The organism is Methylobacterium sp. J-070 (assembly GCF_022829385.1).
Lineage (GTDB): Bacteria > Pseudomonadota > Alphaproteobacteria > Rhizobiales > Beijerinckiaceae > Methylobacterium.
This window is the reverse complement of the sequence record NZ_JAKSXX010000189.1, coordinates 33157-50980: the sequence shown is the minus strand read 5'-3', so window position 1 is coordinate 50980 and position 17824 is coordinate 33157. Positions and strand designations below refer to the sequence as shown.

Sequence of the window (17824 nt, the reverse complement as noted above, 5' to 3'; positions counted from 1 at the left end):
GGCCCGTTGGCCGTCGGCCCGCCTTGTACCGGCCCTTCATGGATCCTCGGCCAAATCGGGGCTGATCCTTCGGGCCGGGGCGGGACGCGTGCGCACCTTCGTTGTCGTCTGCACGATCGGCTTCCTGTCCGCCACCGCGGTACAGAAGCTGCGCGAGCGGGGGCGTCCCGGCGCCGCGACGCCGGTTGCCGCGGCCGTGACGGTCGGCGACGGGGCTGTGGCGGGCGTCGCGCTCCAGGCCGGCCGCAACGGCCACTTCTTCGTCCATGCGCTGATGGACGGCCGCGCCCTGCCGATGATGGTGGATACCGGCGCCAGTTCCTGCGCCTTCTCGGAGGAGGATGCCGACCGGATCGGGATCCGCGTCCAGCCGGGCGACTTCACCCGCGTCTGGAACACCGCGAACGGGACCGTGCCTGTGGCGCCGATCCGGATCGCCGTGATGCAGATCGGCTCGATCACCGTGCGCGACGTGGACGCGGTGGTGATCCCGCGGGGGCGCCTCGGCACGAGTCTGCTCGGCATGTCGTTCTTGCGGCGCTTGCGCGACTTCAGCGTCAGCGGCGGGACGATGACCCTGCGGGGCTGATCGAACGATCTCGGCCGCGCGCGCACCGGCAGCCAAACCGCGGCGCCCATAGGACGCGTCGAGGTCACGCATCAGAGCCGGAGCCGCTAGAACGTTTTCTATCTGAGGTAGGCCGCTAAGCGCGACGCACGCTCCTCCCCGCAAGGGGGAGGGGATTCGCGCTCAGACTGTCAGGCGCGTGATCCAATTCCAGCCGGGAATGTTCTAACGGAATGTCAATTCGTTAAAATCGCCAAGAGATGCAGACTGATTCTGCCATCTCGGCCAAAGAACATCCTTTTGACGCGTATTTTGCGATCCACAACAATCTCAGTAAAATAAAAAAATTAGAATATCTTAGTCCCGTTCGCTGATTGACGATTTGTGGCGGTGGCGCGTTTGCGCTAAGGGCTGATCCATCTGCATTGCTGAACCATGTCCGCGCTTTAGGACCATCTCGACATGAATAGATTCGGTCAAACAATATGCTTGTCGATGATCGTCAAGAATGAAGCGCACGTCATCCGCCGGTGTCTCGATTCCGTTCGACCGGTTATCGACCATTGGGTCATCGTCGACACCGGATCGACGGACGGGACCCAGGATGTCATCCGCGCCGCCATGGCGGACTTGCCCGGCACGCTCGTGGAGCGTCCGTGGGTCGATTTCGCCCACAATCGAACCGAGGCGTTGAAGCTCGCGCGTCCCCTCACGGATTATTCGCTGATCATCGATGCCGACGACGAGCTCATCATTCCAGCAGATTTCGTGATGCCGAAGCTTCGCGCGGCCGGTTACAGATTTGAGATCGTGGACGAGCACACACGATACTGGCGGAAGCAGCTGGTCAACAATAAATTTGACTGGTACTACCGTGGCGTCCTGCATGAATTCCTGTATTGCTCAAAAGAGCCGGAAACCCCTGTGTTCCCGCTCTCGATGCGTCGCGGCGATGACGGCGCGCGGCATCGAGATAAGTCGGCGACGGCGCGCGAAATCGAGGTGCTGGAGAAGGCGCTGGCCGTCGAGGCCGATCCCTACATGATCGCCCGCTACATGATGTATCTGGGCAATACCTATGACGATCTTGGCGATTACAGCAAGGCTATCGATTGTTATCTCAAACGTGCAGACCTGGGTTATTGGGATCAAGAGATCTACATGAGTTTGCTCATGGCTGCCGTCAACGTAGAACGGTTGGAGGGGCCGAACGAGCGGGCGTTGGGGCTGTACGATCGCGCGATCCGCGTCATCCCGACCCGGGCTGAGGCGCGGCATGGGGCCAGCCGGTGCTGCAGGCACATGAAGGATTTCGCCGCCGGCTATCGCTATGCCGAGGCGGCGAGGTCCCTGACGACGCCGAGCGAGGGGATCTCCCTGAACCCCTGGGTCTACCAATATGGAGTTCTGGAGGAGCTGGCATTCAGCGCATACCAGATCGGTCAGTATCGGGTCTGTCTGTCCGCCTGCCTGGAGATACTGGGCCAGGCGCACGTACCCTCCGACCTTCTGGCACGGTCCAGCGCTTTGGCGGGTCGGGCGCTCGCCAAAATGGTCGACCCGGTGTGGGGCTGTCAGCCCTCCCCGTACCGGTCCGAATACGTCCCGGCGTGGCAGGTCTGAGCGCCCGACGGGCGAGGCGGGAGGCCCCGGACCGCCGCGCGGCATCCGCTGCGCCGCCGCGGGCACTGCTTGAATCCCCGCCCTTCGGGCGTCAAGCGCGGTGCCGTCAGCTCGGTTTGCGCGGGCGCAGGAACTTCGGCTTGTACACCGCCATGGGTTCCCGGAAGCCGTCGAGCACGTGCTCGCCCAGCGGGATCGGGTCGCCCCACAGGAAATCCACGAACGGCTTCGACATCAGCAGCGGCTCGCCGAGGATCCGGTTGAGCTGCGCGAGCCGGCTCGCGAGATTTACGTCCCGGCCGATCACGGTGAAATCGAGCCGCGAACCCGAGCCGACATTGCCGTAGGCAGCCTCGCCGTGATGGAGCGCGATCCCCGCGGCCACCGGCACCGGGAACTGGTGCAGCGCATTCGCCTCGTCGAGCGCCGCGAGGGCATGCTGGGCGGCCGTCAGCGCGCCCTTGGCGGCGCCGCCGAGGTCGTCGCCGGACTCGCGGAAAATCGCCAGGAGGCCGTCGCCGAGATACTTGAGCACCTCGCCGCCCTCGCGTTCGATCGGCGGCACGAGGCAGTCGAAGAACACGTTGAGCAGGCCCACCACCTCCTCGGGCGTCATGTCGGCGGAGATGCGGGTGTAGTCGCGCATGTCGGCGAACAGGATCGCCGAGCGGATCCGCGTCACCTGTCCGCGGCGGATGTCGCCCGAAAGGATCGCCCGGTGCGGCTCGTCGCCGACATAGAGCCGCAGGACGTGGTCGAGCTGCTTGTTGAGGACGCGCATCTCCGCCACCGCGGCGAGCGCCGGCATGACGAAGCGGAGGATCGCGATATCGTCCTCGCCGAATCCGTCCGGCGCGCGGGTGGCGAAGGTGATGCCGTTCTTGGTGCCGTTGGTGAAGAACAGCGGCGCCACGACATAGTGGGTGTAGCCCCCCGCCTTCAGGTCCGGGATGATCGCGTAGGCGTCGTCGGGGGTCTTGGACAGGTCCAGGATCAGCCATTCCCCGGTCTCGTGGACCGTGTGGAACGGGCTGTTGAGGTAGGCATCCGTCGAGCGGGCCCCGTGCGGGAACAGCCGGACGGTCGTGCCGCCGTCGCGGGTCCAGATCCGGCCGACGCCGGCATATTCCGAGTGCAGGGTGTCGATCGCCGTCGAGGCCCGGTCCACCGGCACGCCGATGGCGATCAGCCGCTCGGCGAGGCCGGCGAGCATCTCCTCGGCCTTCTCCAGCCGCGCGCCCTCGCCGAGCAGCCAGTCGCGGATGCCGACGGAGGGCTGGAGGGCGCCGAAGGGGACGTCGTCGGCCTCGGAACCGTCCGCGAAGGCCGTCGGCAATCCGGGCGTTGGCGGGCGGCGTTCGAGCATGGCGCCAGACTGGATGCCGCGCAGTGCCGAGGCCATGCGGGCGACGGGAAAGCGCCGCGGCGTCGGCCGCGGCGGGGGCTCAGTTGTCCAGGAAGCTCCGGAGCTTCCGGCTGCGCGAGGGGTGCTTCAGCTTCCGCAGGGCCTTCGCCTCGATCTGGCGGATGCGCTCGCGGGTCACCGAGAACTGCTGGCCGACCTCCTCGAGGGTGTGGTCGGTGTTCATGCCGATGCCGAAGCGCATGCGCAGCACGCGCTCCTCGCGGGGCGTCAGCGAGGCGAGGACCCGGGTCGTGGTCTCGCGCAGGTTCGACTGGATCGCCGCATCGATCGGCAGGACGACGTTCTTGTCCTCGATGAAGTCGCCGAGGTGGCTGTCCTCCTCGTCGCCGATCGGCGTCTCGAGGGAGATCGGCTCCTTGGCGATCTTCAGGACCTTGCGGACCTTCTCCAGCGGCATGGCCAGCTTCTCGGCCAGCTCCTCCGGGGTCGGCTCGCGCCCGATCTCGTGGAGCATCTGGCGCGAGGTCCGGACGATCTTGTTGATCGTCTCGATCATGTGCACCGGGATGCGGATCGTGCGCGCCTGGTCGGCGATCGAGCGGGTGATCGCCTGCCGGATCCACCACGTGGCGTAGGTCGAGAACTTGTAGCCGCGCCGGTACTCGAACTTGTCGACCGCCTTCATCAGGCCGATGTTGCCCTCCTGGATCAGGTCCAGGAACTGCAGGCCGCGGTTCGTGTACTTCTTGGCGATGGAGATCACGAGGCGCAGGTTGGCCTCGATCATCTCCTTCTTGGCCTGACGGGCCTCGCGCTCGCCCTTCTGGACCATGTTGACGATGCGGCGGTACTCGCCGATCTCCAGGCCCGTCTCCGAGGCGAGGTCCAGGATCTGGGCGCGCAGGTCCGTCACCTGCTTCGACCCGCGCTCGACCAGGTTCTTCCAGCCCTTGCCGCCCAGCGTGCCGACCCGCTCCATCCAGTTCGGGTCGAGCTCGTAGCCCTGGTAATGGCGCAGGAACTCGTCGCGGGCGACGCCGTGGCTCTCGGCGTAGCGCATCAGCCGGCCCTCGTGGCCGATCAGCTGCTTGTTGATCGAGTAGAGCTGGCCGACCAGCGCCTCGATGCGGTTGTTGTTCAGCGACAGCGACTTCACGTCGGCGACGACGGTGTCCTTCAGCTCGGCCTGCTTCTGGTTCTGAGCAGGGGTGTTCTGCGTGCCCGCCGCCTTGCGCTCCGTCCCCTCGGTCTGGAGCTTGCGCAGCTTGCGATAGTTCCCCGCGATGGCGTCGAAGGTCTCCAGGACCCGCGGCTTGATCTCCGCCTCCATCGCGGCGAGCGAGACGTTGTTCTCGAGATCGTCCTCGTCGTCGCCGCCCTCGGGGGGCGCCGGCGCGTCGCCGTCCTCGGCGCCATCCTCGCCCTCGGCGATCTGCGGGGCGTTCTTGCCGTCCGGGCCGGCATAGGTCGCCTCGAGGTCGATGATGTCGCGCAGGAGGACCTTGCCCTCCACGAGCTCGTCCCGCCAGATGATGATCGCCTGGAACGTCAGCGGGCTCTCGCACAGGCCCGCGATCATCGCCTCGCGGCCGGCCTCGATGCGCTTGGCGATGGCGATCTCGCCCTCACGGGACAGGAGCTCCACCGAGCCCATCTCGCGCAGGTACATCCGCACCGGATCGTCGGTGCGGTCCGTCGGCTCCTTGGTGGTCGTGGCGACCGCGACCGCGCGCGCCGGCGCGACCTCGGCGACCTCGCCGCCCTCGGCCTCCTCTTCCTCGCCCTCGGCAGCCTTCTCGCCGGCGGCCTCGTCGGTCTCTTCGGCCTCGACGACGTTGATGCCCATCTCGGAGAGCTGCGACAGCACGTCCTCGAGCTGGTCCGGGTCCGACTGGCCCTCGGGCAGAACCTCGTTGACCTCCTCGTAGGTCACGTAGCCGCGCTTCTTGGCGAGCTTCACCATGCGCTTGACCGAAGCATCCGTCAGGTCGAGGAGCGGCCCGTCGGTCTGCTGCTCGGGGGCAGCGTCCGTCTCGTCCCGTTCCGTTGCCTTCGTCGCCATGATCAGCCTATTGTTTCGCACGCGGTGCGCTGCGGAGGCCCCGAGAGGCCAGTCCACGCCGTCGGCGCCGCTGTATGGGAACGGCGCCGGATCGCTCCGGTCACCTTGAGACGTCGGTTTCCGTATGCAAGCCTGAGGCTTGACCGATTGTTAACTATGGCGGGACATGCCCCCCGCCACCGCCATGACACAGCCGTCACGCGGCAGTCGAGTCACTCGACACCGGCAAATCGGCTTCCGCCTCGGCGGCGATGACGGTCTCCAGTCTCGCCTTCACTTCGCAGAGCCATGCCCATCCGGCATCGGTCGGATCGTTCTCAAACGCCTGCCGTGCTTCGCGAAGTTCGCTATGTAGCGCTCCTGCCTGCCGGTGCAAGATCATGGCCTGCCGGAGTGCGTCCGTACGGTGTACCGGGTCTGCGTGTGGCGCGAGGGTCGTGCGGTCCCGCGAGCGGGCGAGCGCCAGGATTCGCTCGGAGGCCGCGGTAAGTCCCGCGCGAGTGATGCGGCCGTGCAACACCTCGGGCTCGGTGCGTGCGTCGTCGGCGGCACAGGCCAGCAGCACCGACAGGAGCGCCCGGGCGTCCGGATCCTCGAAATCGAGTTCGGCGATCTCCTCGCCGAACTCCGCGATCATCTCGGGATGCAGCAGGAGCGTGCCGACGATCACCGCCTCGCGCACCGGCGCGGCTCCCGAGAAGCCCGCCGACGCCGTGACCGACGGGCTCGGACTGCCGGTGATGCGGGGCGAGACCGGTTCGCCGGGGCGGGGGAAACGCCCCCTGCCCCGCCCGGCCGGCGCGGCGGGCCGGGCGGCCCGCGGCGACAGGCTGCGGAACCGCTCCTCGATCTCGTCGCGGTAATAGCGTCGGACGGTGTCGTCGCGGATCGTCGCCACGGTGGCCCGCAGCGTCTGCGTCAGGCCGGCACGCCGCTCGGGCGTATCGACCGGACCGGCCTCCAACGCGCGCCGCCAGAGCAGCTCGGACAGGGGCAAAGCCGCCGCCAGCACCTGATCGATGGCCCCCGGGCCGCCCGACCGGAGCAGGTCGTCGGGATCCTGCCCGCCTGGCAGCAGGGCGATGCGGAGCGACCGACCCGGCTGGAGCAGCGGCAGTGCGATGTCGAGGGCGCGGAACGCCGCCCGCTGCCCGGCCTTGTCGCCGTCGAAGCACAGGATCGGCTCGTCGGCGTGGCGCCAGAGCAGGCCGAGCTGGTCCTCGGTCAGCGCCGTGCCGAGCGGCGCCACCGTCTCGGGATGGCCGGCGAGCGTCATGGCGATGACGTCGACATAGCCCTCGACCGCGATGATCGAGCTGCGCTCGTGCGCGGCCTTGCGGGCGCCGTGGAGGTTGTAGAGCGTGCGGCCCTTGTGGAAGAGCGGCGTCTCCGGCGAGTTCAGGTACTTGGCGCGCACCTCCTTGGCGAGCGCCCGTCCGCCGAACGCCACGACCCGGCCGCGGGTGTCGGTGATCGGGAACATGACCCGGTCGCGGAAATAATCGTACGGCACCGCGACATCCTCGCCGGCCGCGAGCAGGCCCATCTCGACCATCAGCGCCTTGTCGACCCCCCGCCCGGCGAGATGGTCGCGCAGGGCGTAGCGCTCGTTCGGCGCGTAGCCGAGGCGGAACCGCTGCTGGATCTCGCGTCCGAGCGCCCGGCGTTCGAGGTAGGCGCGCGCCTCGCTGCCCTGAGCGGATTGCAGCCGCTCCTCGAACCAGCGCGCGGCCATCTCCATCACCTCGATGGCGCCGGCACGCTTCGTCTCGGATTCCCGCTGGTCCTCGGTCGGCGCGGGCAGGCTGACGCCGGCCTCGCTGGCGAGCCGCTCCACCGCCTCGGGGAAGCTCAGGCCCTCCGTCTCCATCAGGAAGGTGAAGATGTCGCCGTGCTTGGACGACGAGAAGCAATGGTAGAACTGCTTCTGGTCGTTCACGTAGAAGGACGGTGTCTTCTCGGCGTTGAACGGCGACAGACCGCGCCATTCCCGGCCGGCCTTCTTGAGCTGCACCCGCCGCCCGACCACGGCGGAGGCCGGCAGCCGGGCGCGGATCTCTTCCAGGATGTGGGGCGGATAGCGCACGGGGCCTGGGGGTGGGATGCGGGACCCGACATCATAGCCCACCGGGCGTGTCGGAGTCCCGCCTCCCGCACGGGCCCGGAGGCCGTCGGGGGATTGCGTGGAGAAGTGGTCCCGCCCGGCGGCGTCGGGGCGCGGACCGCCCGGGGGGATGACGCTGCCTCAGCCCTTGGCCGCGAGCGCTGCCTTCACCAGCCCGCTCGCCTTGCCGAAATCCATCCGGCCGGCATAGGCGCCCTTCAGGGCGCCGATCACCTTGCCCATGTCCTTCGGGCCCGCGGCGCCGGTCTCGGCGATCGCCGCCTCGACCGCCGCCTTCGTCTCGGCCTCGTCCATCTGCTTCGGCAGGAAGCTCTCGACGATGGCGATCTCGGCGCGCTCGGTGGCGGCGAGTTCCGGGCGGCCGCCCTGCTCGTAGACCCCGGCCGATTCGGTGCGCTGCTTGATCATCTTCTGGAGCAGCGACAGGATCTCCTCGTCGGAAATCGGCTCCTTGCCGTTGCCGCGGGCCTCGATGTCCCGGTCCTTGAGGGCGGCCTGGATCATCCGGATGGTGGCGAGCCGCTCCTTCTCGCCGGCCTTCATGGCCTCCTTCATCTCGGTGGTGAAGCGCGCGCGCAGCATCTGGGTGAACCTTCCAAGGGGCGATACGGTGGGCTGGCCTGCGATTTGCGGCTGTTGAGCCCTGCGGGAGGCGGAGCCACATTGACCCCATCGCGGGCCGCTCGCTAAGAGCGCCGCACACGATCATGCCGCAAGCCGAGAGCACCGCAAGCCGGCGCCCGCCTTCGGCCGGACATAAGCGAGACTCATCCCATGCCGCAAGACGCCGCCGCGCACGCCCCCGAGGTCTCGGCGCCGGAGCCCTGGGCGGAGCCGGTCGCCACGGCGCTGCTGGTCCTTGCCGACGGCACGATCCTGGAGGGCTTCGGCATCGGGCAGACGGGCATCGCCGACGGTGAGGTCTGCTTCAACACGGCGATGACCGGCTATCAGGAGATCCTGACCGATCCGTCCTATGCCGGCCAGATCGTCACCTTCACGTTCCCGCATATCGGCAACGTCGGCACCAACGACGAGGATCTGGAGAGCCTGGAGGCGGCCCCGGCCTCCGGCGTGCGCGGGACCGTGATCGCCTCGGCGGTGACGCGGCCGTCGAGCTGGCGCTCCTCCTCGCATCTCGACGGCTGGCTCAAGGTCCGCGGCATCGTTGGCATCACCGGCGTCGACACCCGGGCGCTCACCGCCCGCATCCGCGACGAGGGCATGCCCAACGCTGTGATCGCCAACGATCCGGAGGGCCGCTTCGACCGGGAGGCCCTGAAGGCCCGGGCGGCGGCGCTCGCGCCCATGGAGGGCCTCGACCTCGTGCCGCCGGTGACGAGCCGGGCCCCGTCCGAATGGTCGGAGACCGTCTGGGCGCTGGGCGACGGCTACGGCCGGCGCGCGTCCGGCGACGGCCTGAAGGTCGTGGCCATCGATTACGGCGTGAAGCGCAACATCCTGCGCCTCCTCGCCCAGGCCGGCTGCGACGTGACCGTCGTGCCGGCGACGACGAGTGCGGACGAAATCCTGGCGATGAAGCCGGACGGGGTGTTCCTGTCGAACGGTCCCGGCGACCCGGCCGCGACCGGCACCTACGCGGTGCCGGTGATCCGCCAGCTGCTGGACGCGAAGGTGCCGACCTTCGGCATCTGCCTCGGCCACCAGCTCATGGGCCTCGCCCTCGGCGGCCGGACGGTGAAGATGGGCCAGGGCCATCATGGCGCGAATCACCCGGTGAAGGACAAGACCACCGGCAAGGTCGAGATCGTCTCGATGAACCACGGCTTCGCGGTGGATCCGAACAGCCTCCCGGCGACCGCCGTCGAGACCCACGTCTCCCTGTTCGACGGGTCGAATTGCGGGCTGACCCTCACCGACCGTCCGGCCTTCTCGGTGCAGCACCACCCGGAGGCGTCGCCCGGCCCGCGCGACAGCCATTATCTGTTCGAGCGCTTCGTCACGCTGATGCGCGCGGGCGAGCCCGAAACAGCGAAGCCCGCCTGACCGGATCACCGGCCCGATCCCAATCGGGCCGCGCCCGGGACATAAAATCCACCGAATCGGACGGCTTAAGACACCTCACGACGGCCCATGAACGGCGGCGCAACCGCGCCCGCCGACGGGGCCCGCCGCAGGGGATTGCCGGATGACCATCGACGAGGCGCGCGACGATTTCTCCCGCCTGCACCGCAGCTTCACGCTCCATCTCGGTGTCGCCGTGGGTCTGTCCTGGCTGACCGCCCTATACGCGGCCCTCTACGCGCCCTGGGTGCGCAACATCCGGGCCCTGATCGATCCGGCGGGTGGGCTCGACCGGGTCGAGAGCACGGTGTCGTATATCTTCGCCCTGCCGGCCGTCCTCGCCCTGGCGTGGGTCTCCCTCTATTTCGGCCGTGAGGCCCTGCGCCGGGCGCAGACGCTTCCGAACGTCGCCGTCGAGTTCGCGGCCGCCGCCGTGGTGGCCTTCGGGGTGTTCTATCTGTCGATCGACCGGGCGGTCGCCGCGCTCTACGCCGGGTTCTGACGGGCCCTCGGCCTTCCGGCCGCGAGCCATCCCGCACCACGGACCATCCGCGCTCGCGCTCTGAACGCCTCGGGTCGGCGTGAACCGGACGGCATCGCCGGCCAGGATTTTCACCTCCGGCGGGTCGAAGACCGCCATCCCGTCCAGGTCACAGTTCCGGGTCTCGGCGAACCCTTCCGAGGCGTTCGCCGCCCGGATCGAGCCGATCGACGGCAGCCCGGCCGGGGGGCTGGCCTGCGCGTATTCGCTGTCGAATCGTTATCGAATCGGCCGACCGCGTCCGCTCCAGGGACGGCTCGGGCCCGCGGCAGACCGGCTCGGAAAGCGTGCTGGCATGTCCGGATGCTCCGAGCCGGACTGCGCCGGACCGCATCCATGCCCCCGGTGCGCGGCGGGATTGCGCGGCCGTCCCGGCCTTCCAATGCGCCCGAGGCCCGTGTAAACGCGGCGCTCAACGACAATCCCGCCACGCGTGTCCGGGAGCAGGGCTGGAACCAGCCGTGCCCGATCGGGCGCGCTTGGCCTGACAAGGCCGCAGATGCCCAAGCGCACCGACATCTCCTCGATCCTGATCATCGGTGCGGGTCCGATCATCATCGGACAGGCCTGCGAGTTCGATTATTCCGGCACCCAGGCCTGCAAGGCGCTCCGCGAGGAGGGCTACCGGATCGTCCTGGTGAACTCGAACCCCGCGACCATCATGACCGACCCGGACATGGCGGACGCGACCTACGTCGAGCCGATCACCCCCGAGATCGTCGCCAAGATCATCGAGAAGGAGCGCCCCGACGCGATCCTGCCGACGATGGGCGGCCAGACGGCGCTGAACTGCGCCCTCTCGCTGCAGAAGATGGGCGTGCTGGCGAAGTACGGCGTGCAGATGATCGGCGCCACCGCGGAGGCGATCGACAAGGCCGAGGACCGGAGCCTGTTCCGCGACGCCATGACCAAGATCGGGCTCGACACCCCGAAATCGGCCCTCGCCAACGCGTCCGCCGCCAAGAAGGCCGACCGCCAGGCCTACCTCGCCGAGAAGGCGCGCATCGAGGCCGGCCAGAGCGATCCCGCGGCCCGGCAGACCGCCCTGGCGGCCTTCGAGAAGAGCTGGGCCGCGGGCGAGTCCGACCGGCGCAAGCGCTACGGCGAGCACGCCATCGGGCAGGCCCTGATCGCCCTCGCGGAGGTCGGCCTGCCGGCGATCATCCGCCCGTCCTTCACCATGGGCGGTACCGGCGGCGGCATCGCCTACAACCGCGAGGAATTCCTCGACATCGTCGAGCGCGGCATCGACGCGTCGCCGACCAACGAGGTGCTGATCGAGGAGAGCGTGCTCGGCTGGAAGGAGTACGAGATGGAGGTCGTTCGCGACAGGAACGACAACTGTATCATCGTCTGCTCCATCGAGAACATCGACCCGATGGGCGTGCACACGGGCGATTCGATCACGGTCGCCCCGGCGCTGACGCTCACCGACAAGGAATATCAGGTGATGCGCGACGCATCCCTGGCGGTGCTGCGCGAGATCGGCGTCGAGACCGGCGGCTCCAACGTGCAGTTCGCGATCAACCCCGAGAACGGGCGCATGATCGTGATCGAGATGAACCCGCGAGTCTCGCGCTCCTCGGCACTCGCCTCGAAGGCCACCGGCTTCCCGATCGCCAAGGTCGCCGCCAAGCTCGCGGTCGGCTACACGCTGGACGAGATCGCCAACGACATCACCGGCGGCGCGACCCCGGCCTCGTTCGAGCCGACGATCGACTACGTCGTCACCAAGATCCCGCGCTTCGCCTTCGAGAAATTCCCGGGCGCCGAGCCGACGCTGACCACCGCGATGAAGTCGGTGGGCGAGGCCATGGCGATCGGCCGGTGCTTCGCGGAATCCCTGCAGAAGGCGCTCCGCTCGCTCGAGACCGGGCTGACCGGCCTCGACGACATCGAGATCGAGGGCCTCGGCAAGGGCGACGACCACAACGCCATCAAGGCGGCGATCGGCACCCCGACGCCGGATCGGCTCCTGAAGGTCGCGCAGGCGCTGCGCCTCGGCGTCAGCCACGAGCAGGTCTACGCCTCCTGCAAGATCGATCCGTGGTTCCTGGAGCAGCTCCAGGCGATCATCGACCTGGAGAACCGCGTGCGGGCCCACGGCCTGCCAAAGACTCCCGGCGCCTTCCGCCAGCTCAAGGCCGCCGGCTTCTCGGATGCCCGGCTCGCCGTCCTCGCCCGCACCGAGGAGGCTGCGGTGAGCGCGGCCCGCCGGGCGCTGGCCGTGCGGCCGGTGTTCAAGCGGATCGACACCTGCGCGGCCGAGTTCAAGGCCCCCACCGCCTACATGTACTCGACCTACGTGGCGCCCTTCGCCGGCACGGTGGTCGACGAGGCGCAGCCGACCGAGGCCAGGAAGGTCATCATCCTGGGCGGCGGCCCGAACCGGATCGGCCAGGGCATCGAGTTCGACTATTGCTGCTGTCACGCCTGCTTCGCACTGTCGGATGCCGGCTACGAGACCATCATGGTCAACTGCAACCCGGAGACGGTCTCGACCGACTACGACACCTCGGACCGGCTCTACTTCGAGCCGCTGACCGCCGAGGACGTGCTGGAGATCATCGAGACCGAGCGGCAGGCCGGCACGCTCCACGGGGTCATCGTCCAGTTCGGCGGCCAGACTCCGCTGAAGCTCGCCCGGGCGCTGGAGGCGGCCGGCGTCCCGATCCTCGGCACCTCCCCCGATGCCATCGACCTCGCCGAGGACCGGGACCAGTTCAAGCGGCTCCTCGACAAGCTCGGCATGAAGCAGCCCAAGAACGGCATCGCCTACTCGGTGGAGCAGAGCCGGCTGGTCGCCGCCGACCTCGGCCTGCCCTTCGTGGTGCGCCCGAGCTACGTGCTCGGCGGCCGCGCCATGGCGATCATCCGCGACGAGACGCAGTTCGCCGACTACCTGCTCGATACGCTGCCGAGCCTGATCCCCTCGGAGGTCAAGGCCCGCTACCCCAACGACAAGACCGGCCAGATCAACACGGTGCTGGGCAAGAACCCGCTCCTGTTCGACCGCTACCTGTCGGACGCGGTCGAGATCGACGTCGACGCCGTCTGCGACGGCAGGGACGTGTTCATCGCCGGCATCATGGAGCACATCGAGGAGGCCGGCATCCATTCCGGCGACTCGGCCTGCTCGCTGCCGCCGCGCTCGCTCTCCGCCGAGACCATGGAGGAGCTGGAGCGGCAGACCAAGGCCATGGCGCTCGCGCTCAACGTGGTCGGCCTGATGAACGTCCAGTACGCCATCAAGGACGGCGCCATCTACGTTCTGGAGGTGAACCCGCGGGCCTCGCGCACGGTGCCGTTCGTCGCCAAGGTGATCGGCGAGCCGATCGCCAAGATCGCCGCGCGGATCATGGCGGGTGAGCCGCTGGCGAGCTTCGGCCTGCGGCCGAAGATCCTGGCGCATATCGCCGTGAAGGAAGCCGTGTTCCCGTTCGCCCGCTTCCCCGGCGTCGACGTCCTGCTCGGCCCGGAGATGCGCTCCACCGGCGAGGTGATCGGGCTCGACGCGAGCTTCGGCGTGGCCTTCGCCAAGAGCCAGCTCGGCTCGGGCACCCAGGTGCCGAAGGCCGGGGCGGTGTTCGTCTCGGTGCGGGACGCCGACAAGATCCGCATCCTGCCGACCATGAAGCTCCTGTCCGACCTCGGCTTCACCATCGTGGCGACCGGCGGCACGCAACGCTATCTCGTCGAGCAGGGCGTCCCCGCCGAGCGGATCAACAAGGTCCTGGAGGGGCGGCCGCACGTCGTCGACGCCATCAAGAACGGCGGAATCCACCTCGTCTTCAACACCACCGAGGGTGCCGGCGCGCTCTCGGACTCGCGCTCCCTGCGCCGCGCGGCCCTCTTGCATAAGGTGCCGTATTACACCACTCTAGCCGGCGCGATGGCGGCGGCCGAGGGAATCAAGGCCTATCTGGAGGGCGATCTCAAGGTCCGCGCGTTGCAGGAATACTTTGCGGCCTGAGCCTCAGGGATCCGCTGACTTTATCTCGTGGCCCGGAGAGAGTGCTGCACTCTCGGCCGGGCCTCTTCATTGTGGCGCGAGACGATGGCGATAGACAAGGTTCCGATCACGGTGCACGGGCTCGCAGCCCTCGAAGAGGAGCTGAAGCACCGCCAGCAGGTGGAGCGCCAGCGCATCATCCAGGCGATCGCGGAAGCCCGCGCCCTGGGCGATCTCTCGGAGAACGCGGAGTACCATGCCGCCAAGGAGGCGCAGTCCCACAACGAGGGCCGCGTCCTCGAGCTGGAGAGCATGATCTCCCGCGCCGAGGTGATCGATGTCTCGAAGCTCTCGGGCAACAAGATCAAGTTCGGCGCCACGGTGAAGCTCGTCGACGAGGACACCGAGGAGGAGAAGACCTATCAGATCGTCGGCGAGCCCGAGGCCGACGTGCGCTCGGGCCGCGTCTCGATCACCTCGCCGATCGCCCGCGCGCTGATCGGCAAGGGGGTCGGCGACACCGTCGAGGTCACCACCCCCGGCGGCGGCAAGTCCTACGAGGTCGTCGCCGTCCGGTATGGCGGCTGAACACATGCCGCGGCGGTTCCGGGGCCGGCTCGCCGGCCTGCTCCTCTGTGCGGTCGCGGGATCGGCGGCGGCGGGCGATTTTCCCGCGACCGCGACGTTCTCCGACGTCCGCGTCGATGTCCGGCCGTTGCTGGACAAGGGCGCGGGCCTCCAGGCCGAGGCCCTCGCGGCGGATTTGGACGCGGCCCTGCGGAAGACCTTCGCCGACCGGATCGGCGGCCGCGGACCCCGCCTCGTCGTGGTGGTGAGCGGCCTCTCGCTGCGGCCCTACGTGGGCAGCGGCGGCCGGCGCGGCCTCGGCGGCAATTTCCAGACCGACTATCTGGAGGGCGAGGCGCTGCTCGTCGGCCCGAAGGGGCAGGTGCTCGGCCGGCACCCGCAGATGACCGCGACGCCGTCGAGCTACGGCGGCGCGTGGTACGATCCGCAAGCCGAGGACCGGCGGCTCTCCGCCATCGCCGACATCTACGCCCAGTGGCTCGCCCGGGATCTGCCGCGGGAGTAGGCGTGCGTCGCCGATGGGGATCTTCGAAAGGCGCGTCGATCCGGCGGCGCGGGACATGTCCGACGAGGGGCCTTCCATTCCAAGGTCTGATCCTGTGATGCGCGCCGACGCGGGCACCGCAGGTTGAGGAAGGGATGGGATCGACGGGCCGATCCCGAAGCGCGGACCTCCGCCGGGGGGATCCGGCACCGGAGCGGAAGCAGTTTTCTTGAGCGAGGAGCATGGCAAGCATCGACGTTTCGGAGGCGCGACCCGCCGCCCTCGACCGGCCGGATTCGCGGCGCGCGCGCCTGCCCGATCTCGCGCGCGCGCGCGCTTGGATCGTCACGGACGGCAAGGCTGGTGACGAGAACCAGTGCGTCGGCATCGCCGAGACGCTGGGTCTCGCCTTCGAGATCCGGCAGGTGCCCGCCTCGGGACCGTTCGGCTGGATGGCGCCCTGGGGGCCGATCGATCCCCGGGAAGGTCCGCGCCGCCGCGTCGGGGCCCTGGCGGGCCCCTATCCGGACATCCTGATCGCCTCCGGGCGCCGGTCCGTCCCGTACCTGCGGGCCGTCCGCCGCGCCACCGACGGCCGCACCTTCACGGCCTTCCTCAAGGACCCGCGCACCGGCGGGGACAGCGCCGATTTCATCTGGGTGCCCGATTACGACGACCTGCGCGGCCCCAACGTCTTCACCACCCTGACGGCCCCCCATCTCGTGACCGCGGCGCGCCTGGCCGAGGCCCGGGCCCGGCCGGATCCGCGGCTCGCGCGCCTCGACGGGCCACGGATCGCCGTCCTGGTCGGCGGTGACAGCCGCCATCTCAGCTACCGCAAGACCGACATGATCCGTCTGGTGGGCGATCTGCGCGCGCTGGTCGATCAGGGCTGCCGGCTCATGGTGACGATCTCCCGCCGGACGCCGAACCCGCTCCGGGACGCCGTGAAGGCGCTCACCGCCGAGACCGGGGGCTTCCTCTGGGACGGGTCCGGGGAGAACCCCTACGTCGCCATGCTGGCGCTCGCCGAGGCCATCGTGGTGACCTCCGATTCGGCCAACATGGTGAGCGAGGCCGTCGCGACCGGCGCGCCGGTGCTGCTGTTCGACCTGCCGCGTACCTATATCCGGCACCGGCGCATGTTCGCCGGCCTGGCGATCGCCGGTGCGCTGCGGCCGTTCACCGGTCAGTTGGTGGACCTGACGTACAAGCCGATCGACGCCACGCCGGTGATCGCGCAGGCGCTGGCCGAGGCCTACGCCGCGCGCCGCGCGGCCGAGGCGGCCTGAGGAGACCGAGAGAGATGGCCCACACCCACGCCAAGCTGGTGATCGTCGGCTCGGGACCGGCCGGCTACACGGCGGCGATCTACGCCGCCCGCGCCATGGTGGAGCCGCTGCTGATCTCCGGCTTCCAGCCGGGCGGACAGCTGATGATCACCACCGATGTGGAGAACTACCCGGGCTTCGCCGAGGCGATCCAGGGGCCGTGGCTCATGGAGCAGATGCGCCTGCAGGCCGAGCATGTCGGCACCCGCATCGTCTCGGAATACATCACCGCGGTCGATCTCAAGCAGCGGCCGTTCCGGCTGGAGGCCGATTCCGGCGAGACCTATTCCTGCGACGCGCTGATCATCGCCACCGGCGCCCAGGCGAAGTGGCTCGGGATCCCGTCCGAGGCGGCCTTCCAGGGCGGCGGCGTCTCGGCCTGCGCGACCTGCGACGGGTTCTTCTTCCGCGGCAAGGAAGTGATGGTGGTCGGCGGCGGCAACACCGCGGTCGAGGAGGCGCTCTACCTCGCCAACATCGCCAGCAAGGTGACGGTGGTCCACCGCCGCGACAGCTTCCGCGCCGAGCGGATCCTGCAGGAGCGCCTGTTCAAGCATCCGAATGTCGAGGTGCTCTGGCACCGGGAGATCGCCGAGATCTGCGGCGTGCAGAAGCCGGCGCCGAACGTCACGCATGTCCGTCTCAAGGACCCGCGCTCGGGCGAGATCAGCGAGGTGAAGGCCGACGGCGTGTTCGTGGCAATCGGCCACCAGCCGGCGACCGCGATCTTCGAGGGGCAGCTGCCGATGCGCAACGGCGGTTACCTCACCGTGAAGCCCGGGACCGCCGAGACCGAGATCCCGGGCGTCTTCGCGGCGGGCGACGTCACCGATGACGTCTACCGGCAGGCGATCACCGCCGCCGGCATGGGATGCATGGCCGCTCTGGAGGCCGAGAAGTTCCTCGCCAACCTGGAGATCGGCGAGGATCCCGTCCGGGCCGCGGCGGCGGAGTGAGCGGGCGGCGGGCGCCGGCATAAACCAGTACCGCCGCACCGGTATTCCACCAACTTCCCCAAGCGACTGCTTGCGCCGGACCATGCGCCGTGTGCATAGGAGTTCCGACTGCGCCGGGATGCGGCTGTTGCATGCCCGCGCGGTACCGCGCGCGGCAGTCCGCCCGCGGCGCCGCGCCTTCGGCCCGGCGGTTCGCCCGTTGC

The 17824-nt window shown here is 68.9% G+C and carries 13 protein-coding genes; 9 read left to right on the top strand and 4 right to left on the bottom strand.

What is annotated here, in order from left to right; genetic code table 11:
• The first annotated feature begins 88 nt into the window (after positions 1-88).
• Entirely contained in the window at positions 89-589 is a 501-nt protein-coding gene (locus MKL01_RS20055) for a TIGR02281 family clan AA aspartic protease (RefSeq protein WP_243906954.1), read from the top strand.
• 474 nt (positions 590-1063) lie between these two features.
• Positions 1064-2191 carry a glycosyltransferase gene (locus tag MKL01_RS20050; protein ID WP_243906953.1) on the top strand — a complete coding sequence of 376 codons (1128 nt, stop codon included), beginning with the start codon at positions 1064-1066 and terminating at the stop codon, positions 2189-2191.
• Between the two features lie 106 nt (positions 2192-2297).
• Here MKL01_RS20050 and MKL01_RS20045 read toward each other — a convergent pair whose 3' ends face one another.
• The 4 genes from MKL01_RS20045 to MKL01_RS20030 form a co-directional block, all read right to left on the bottom strand.
• Positions 2298-3557, bottom strand: a complete 1260-nt coding sequence (locus MKL01_RS20045) for an adenylate/guanylate cyclase domain-containing protein (protein WP_243907004.1) — start codon at positions 3555-3557, stop codon at positions 2298-2300.
• 79 nt (positions 3558-3636) lie between these two features.
• The gene (gene rpoD / locus MKL01_RS20040; RefSeq protein ID WP_243906952.1) at positions 3637-5619 is read right to left on the bottom strand and encodes an RNA polymerase sigma factor RpoD; all 1983 of its coding nucleotides are present in this window, start codon (positions 5617-5619) and stop codon (positions 3637-3639) included.
• 196 nt (positions 5620-5815) lie between these two features.
• Positions 5816-7705: a DNA primase gene (gene dnaG / locus MKL01_RS20035; protein WP_243906951.1), complete on the bottom strand. Its 1890-nt coding sequence runs from the start codon at positions 7703-7705 to the stop codon at positions 5816-5818.
• Between the two features lie 159 nt (positions 7706-7864).
• The gene (locus tag MKL01_RS20030) at positions 7865-8326 is read right to left on the bottom strand and encodes a GatB/YqeY domain-containing protein (RefSeq protein ID WP_243906950.1); all 462 of its coding nucleotides are present in this window, start codon (positions 8324-8326) and stop codon (positions 7865-7867) included.
• A 192-nt stretch (positions 8327-8518) separates the two neighbouring features.
• On the opposite strand from MKL01_RS20030, the gene carA reads away from it, so the two are divergent.
• The 7 genes from carA (at position 8519) to trxB (ending at position 17621) form a co-directional block, all read left to right on the top strand.
• Positions 8519-9751 (top strand): glutamine-hydrolyzing carbamoyl-phosphate synthase small subunit, encoded by a 1233-nt coding sequence (gene carA, locus MKL01_RS20025; RefSeq protein WP_243906949.1) that lies wholly within the window; start codon positions 8519-8521, stop codon positions 9749-9751.
• Between the two features lie 142 nt (positions 9752-9893).
• Entirely contained in the window at positions 9894-10271 is a 378-nt protein-coding gene (locus MKL01_RS20020) for a hypothetical protein (RefSeq protein ID WP_243906948.1), read from the top strand.
• A 538-nt stretch (positions 10272-10809) separates the two neighbouring features.
• Complete coding sequence (carB, locus tag MKL01_RS20015; RefSeq protein WP_243906947.1) at positions 10810-14283, top strand: carbamoyl-phosphate synthase large subunit; 3474 nt, start codon at positions 10810-10812, stop codon at positions 14281-14283.
• A 90-nt stretch (positions 14284-14373) separates the two neighbouring features.
• Positions 14374-14850, top strand: a complete 477-nt coding sequence (gene greA, locus MKL01_RS20010; protein ID WP_243907003.1) for a transcription elongation factor GreA — start codon at positions 14374-14376, stop codon at positions 14848-14850.
• 4 nt (positions 14851-14854) lie between these two features.
• On the top strand, positions 14855-15355 hold the full coding sequence (locus tag MKL01_RS20005; RefSeq protein ID WP_243906946.1) for a hypothetical protein: 501 nt from the start codon (positions 14855-14857) through the stop codon (positions 15353-15355).
• A 221-nt stretch (positions 15356-15576) separates the two neighbouring features.
• Complete coding sequence (locus MKL01_RS20000) at positions 15577-16626, top strand: mitochondrial fission ELM1 family protein (protein WP_243906945.1); 1050 nt, start codon at positions 15577-15579, stop codon at positions 16624-16626.
• A 14-nt stretch (positions 16627-16640) separates the two neighbouring features.
• Positions 16641-17621 (top strand): thioredoxin-disulfide reductase, encoded by a 981-nt coding sequence (trxB, locus tag MKL01_RS19995; protein WP_243906944.1) that lies wholly within the window; start codon positions 16641-16643, stop codon positions 17619-17621.
• Positions 17622-17824: the final 203 nt, after the last annotated feature.

Bases quoted from the DNA above. Each gene is read 5' to 3' on its own strand.
- rpoD (WP_243906952.1), bottom strand. From the start codon at position 5,619: ATGGCGACGAAGGCAACGGAACGGGACGAGACGGACGCTGCCCCCGAG.
- MKL01_RS20000 (WP_243906945.1), top strand. From the start codon at position 15,577: ATGGCAAGCATCGACGTTTCGGAGGCGCGACCCGCCGCCCTCGACCGG.
- MKL01_RS20045 (WP_243907004.1), bottom strand. From the start codon at position 3,557: ATGCTCGAACGCCGCCCGCCAACGCCCGGATTGCCGACGGCCTTCGCG.
- trxB (WP_243906944.1), top strand. From the start codon at position 16,641: ATGGCCCACACCCACGCCAAGCTGGTGATCGTCGGCTCGGGACCGGCC.
- carA (WP_243906949.1), top strand. From the start codon at position 8,519: ATGCCGCAAGACGCCGCCGCGCACGCCCCCGAGGTCTCGGCGCCGGAG.
- MKL01_RS20050 (WP_243906953.1), top strand. From the start codon at position 1,064: ATGATCGTCAAGAATGAAGCGCACGTCATCCGCCGGTGTCTCGATTCC.
- MKL01_RS20020 (WP_243906948.1), top strand. From the start codon at position 9,894: ATGACCATCGACGAGGCGCGCGACGATTTCTCCCGCCTGCACCGCAGC.
- MKL01_RS20030 (WP_243906950.1), bottom strand. From the start codon at position 8,326: ATGCTGCGCGCGCGCTTCACCACCGAGATGAAGGAGGCCATGAAGGCC.
- MKL01_RS20005 (WP_243906946.1), top strand. From the start codon at position 14,855: ATGCCGCGGCGGTTCCGGGGCCGGCTCGCCGGCCTGCTCCTCTGTGCG.
- carB (WP_243906947.1), top strand. From the start codon at position 10,810: ATGCCCAAGCGCACCGACATCTCCTCGATCCTGATCATCGGTGCGGGT.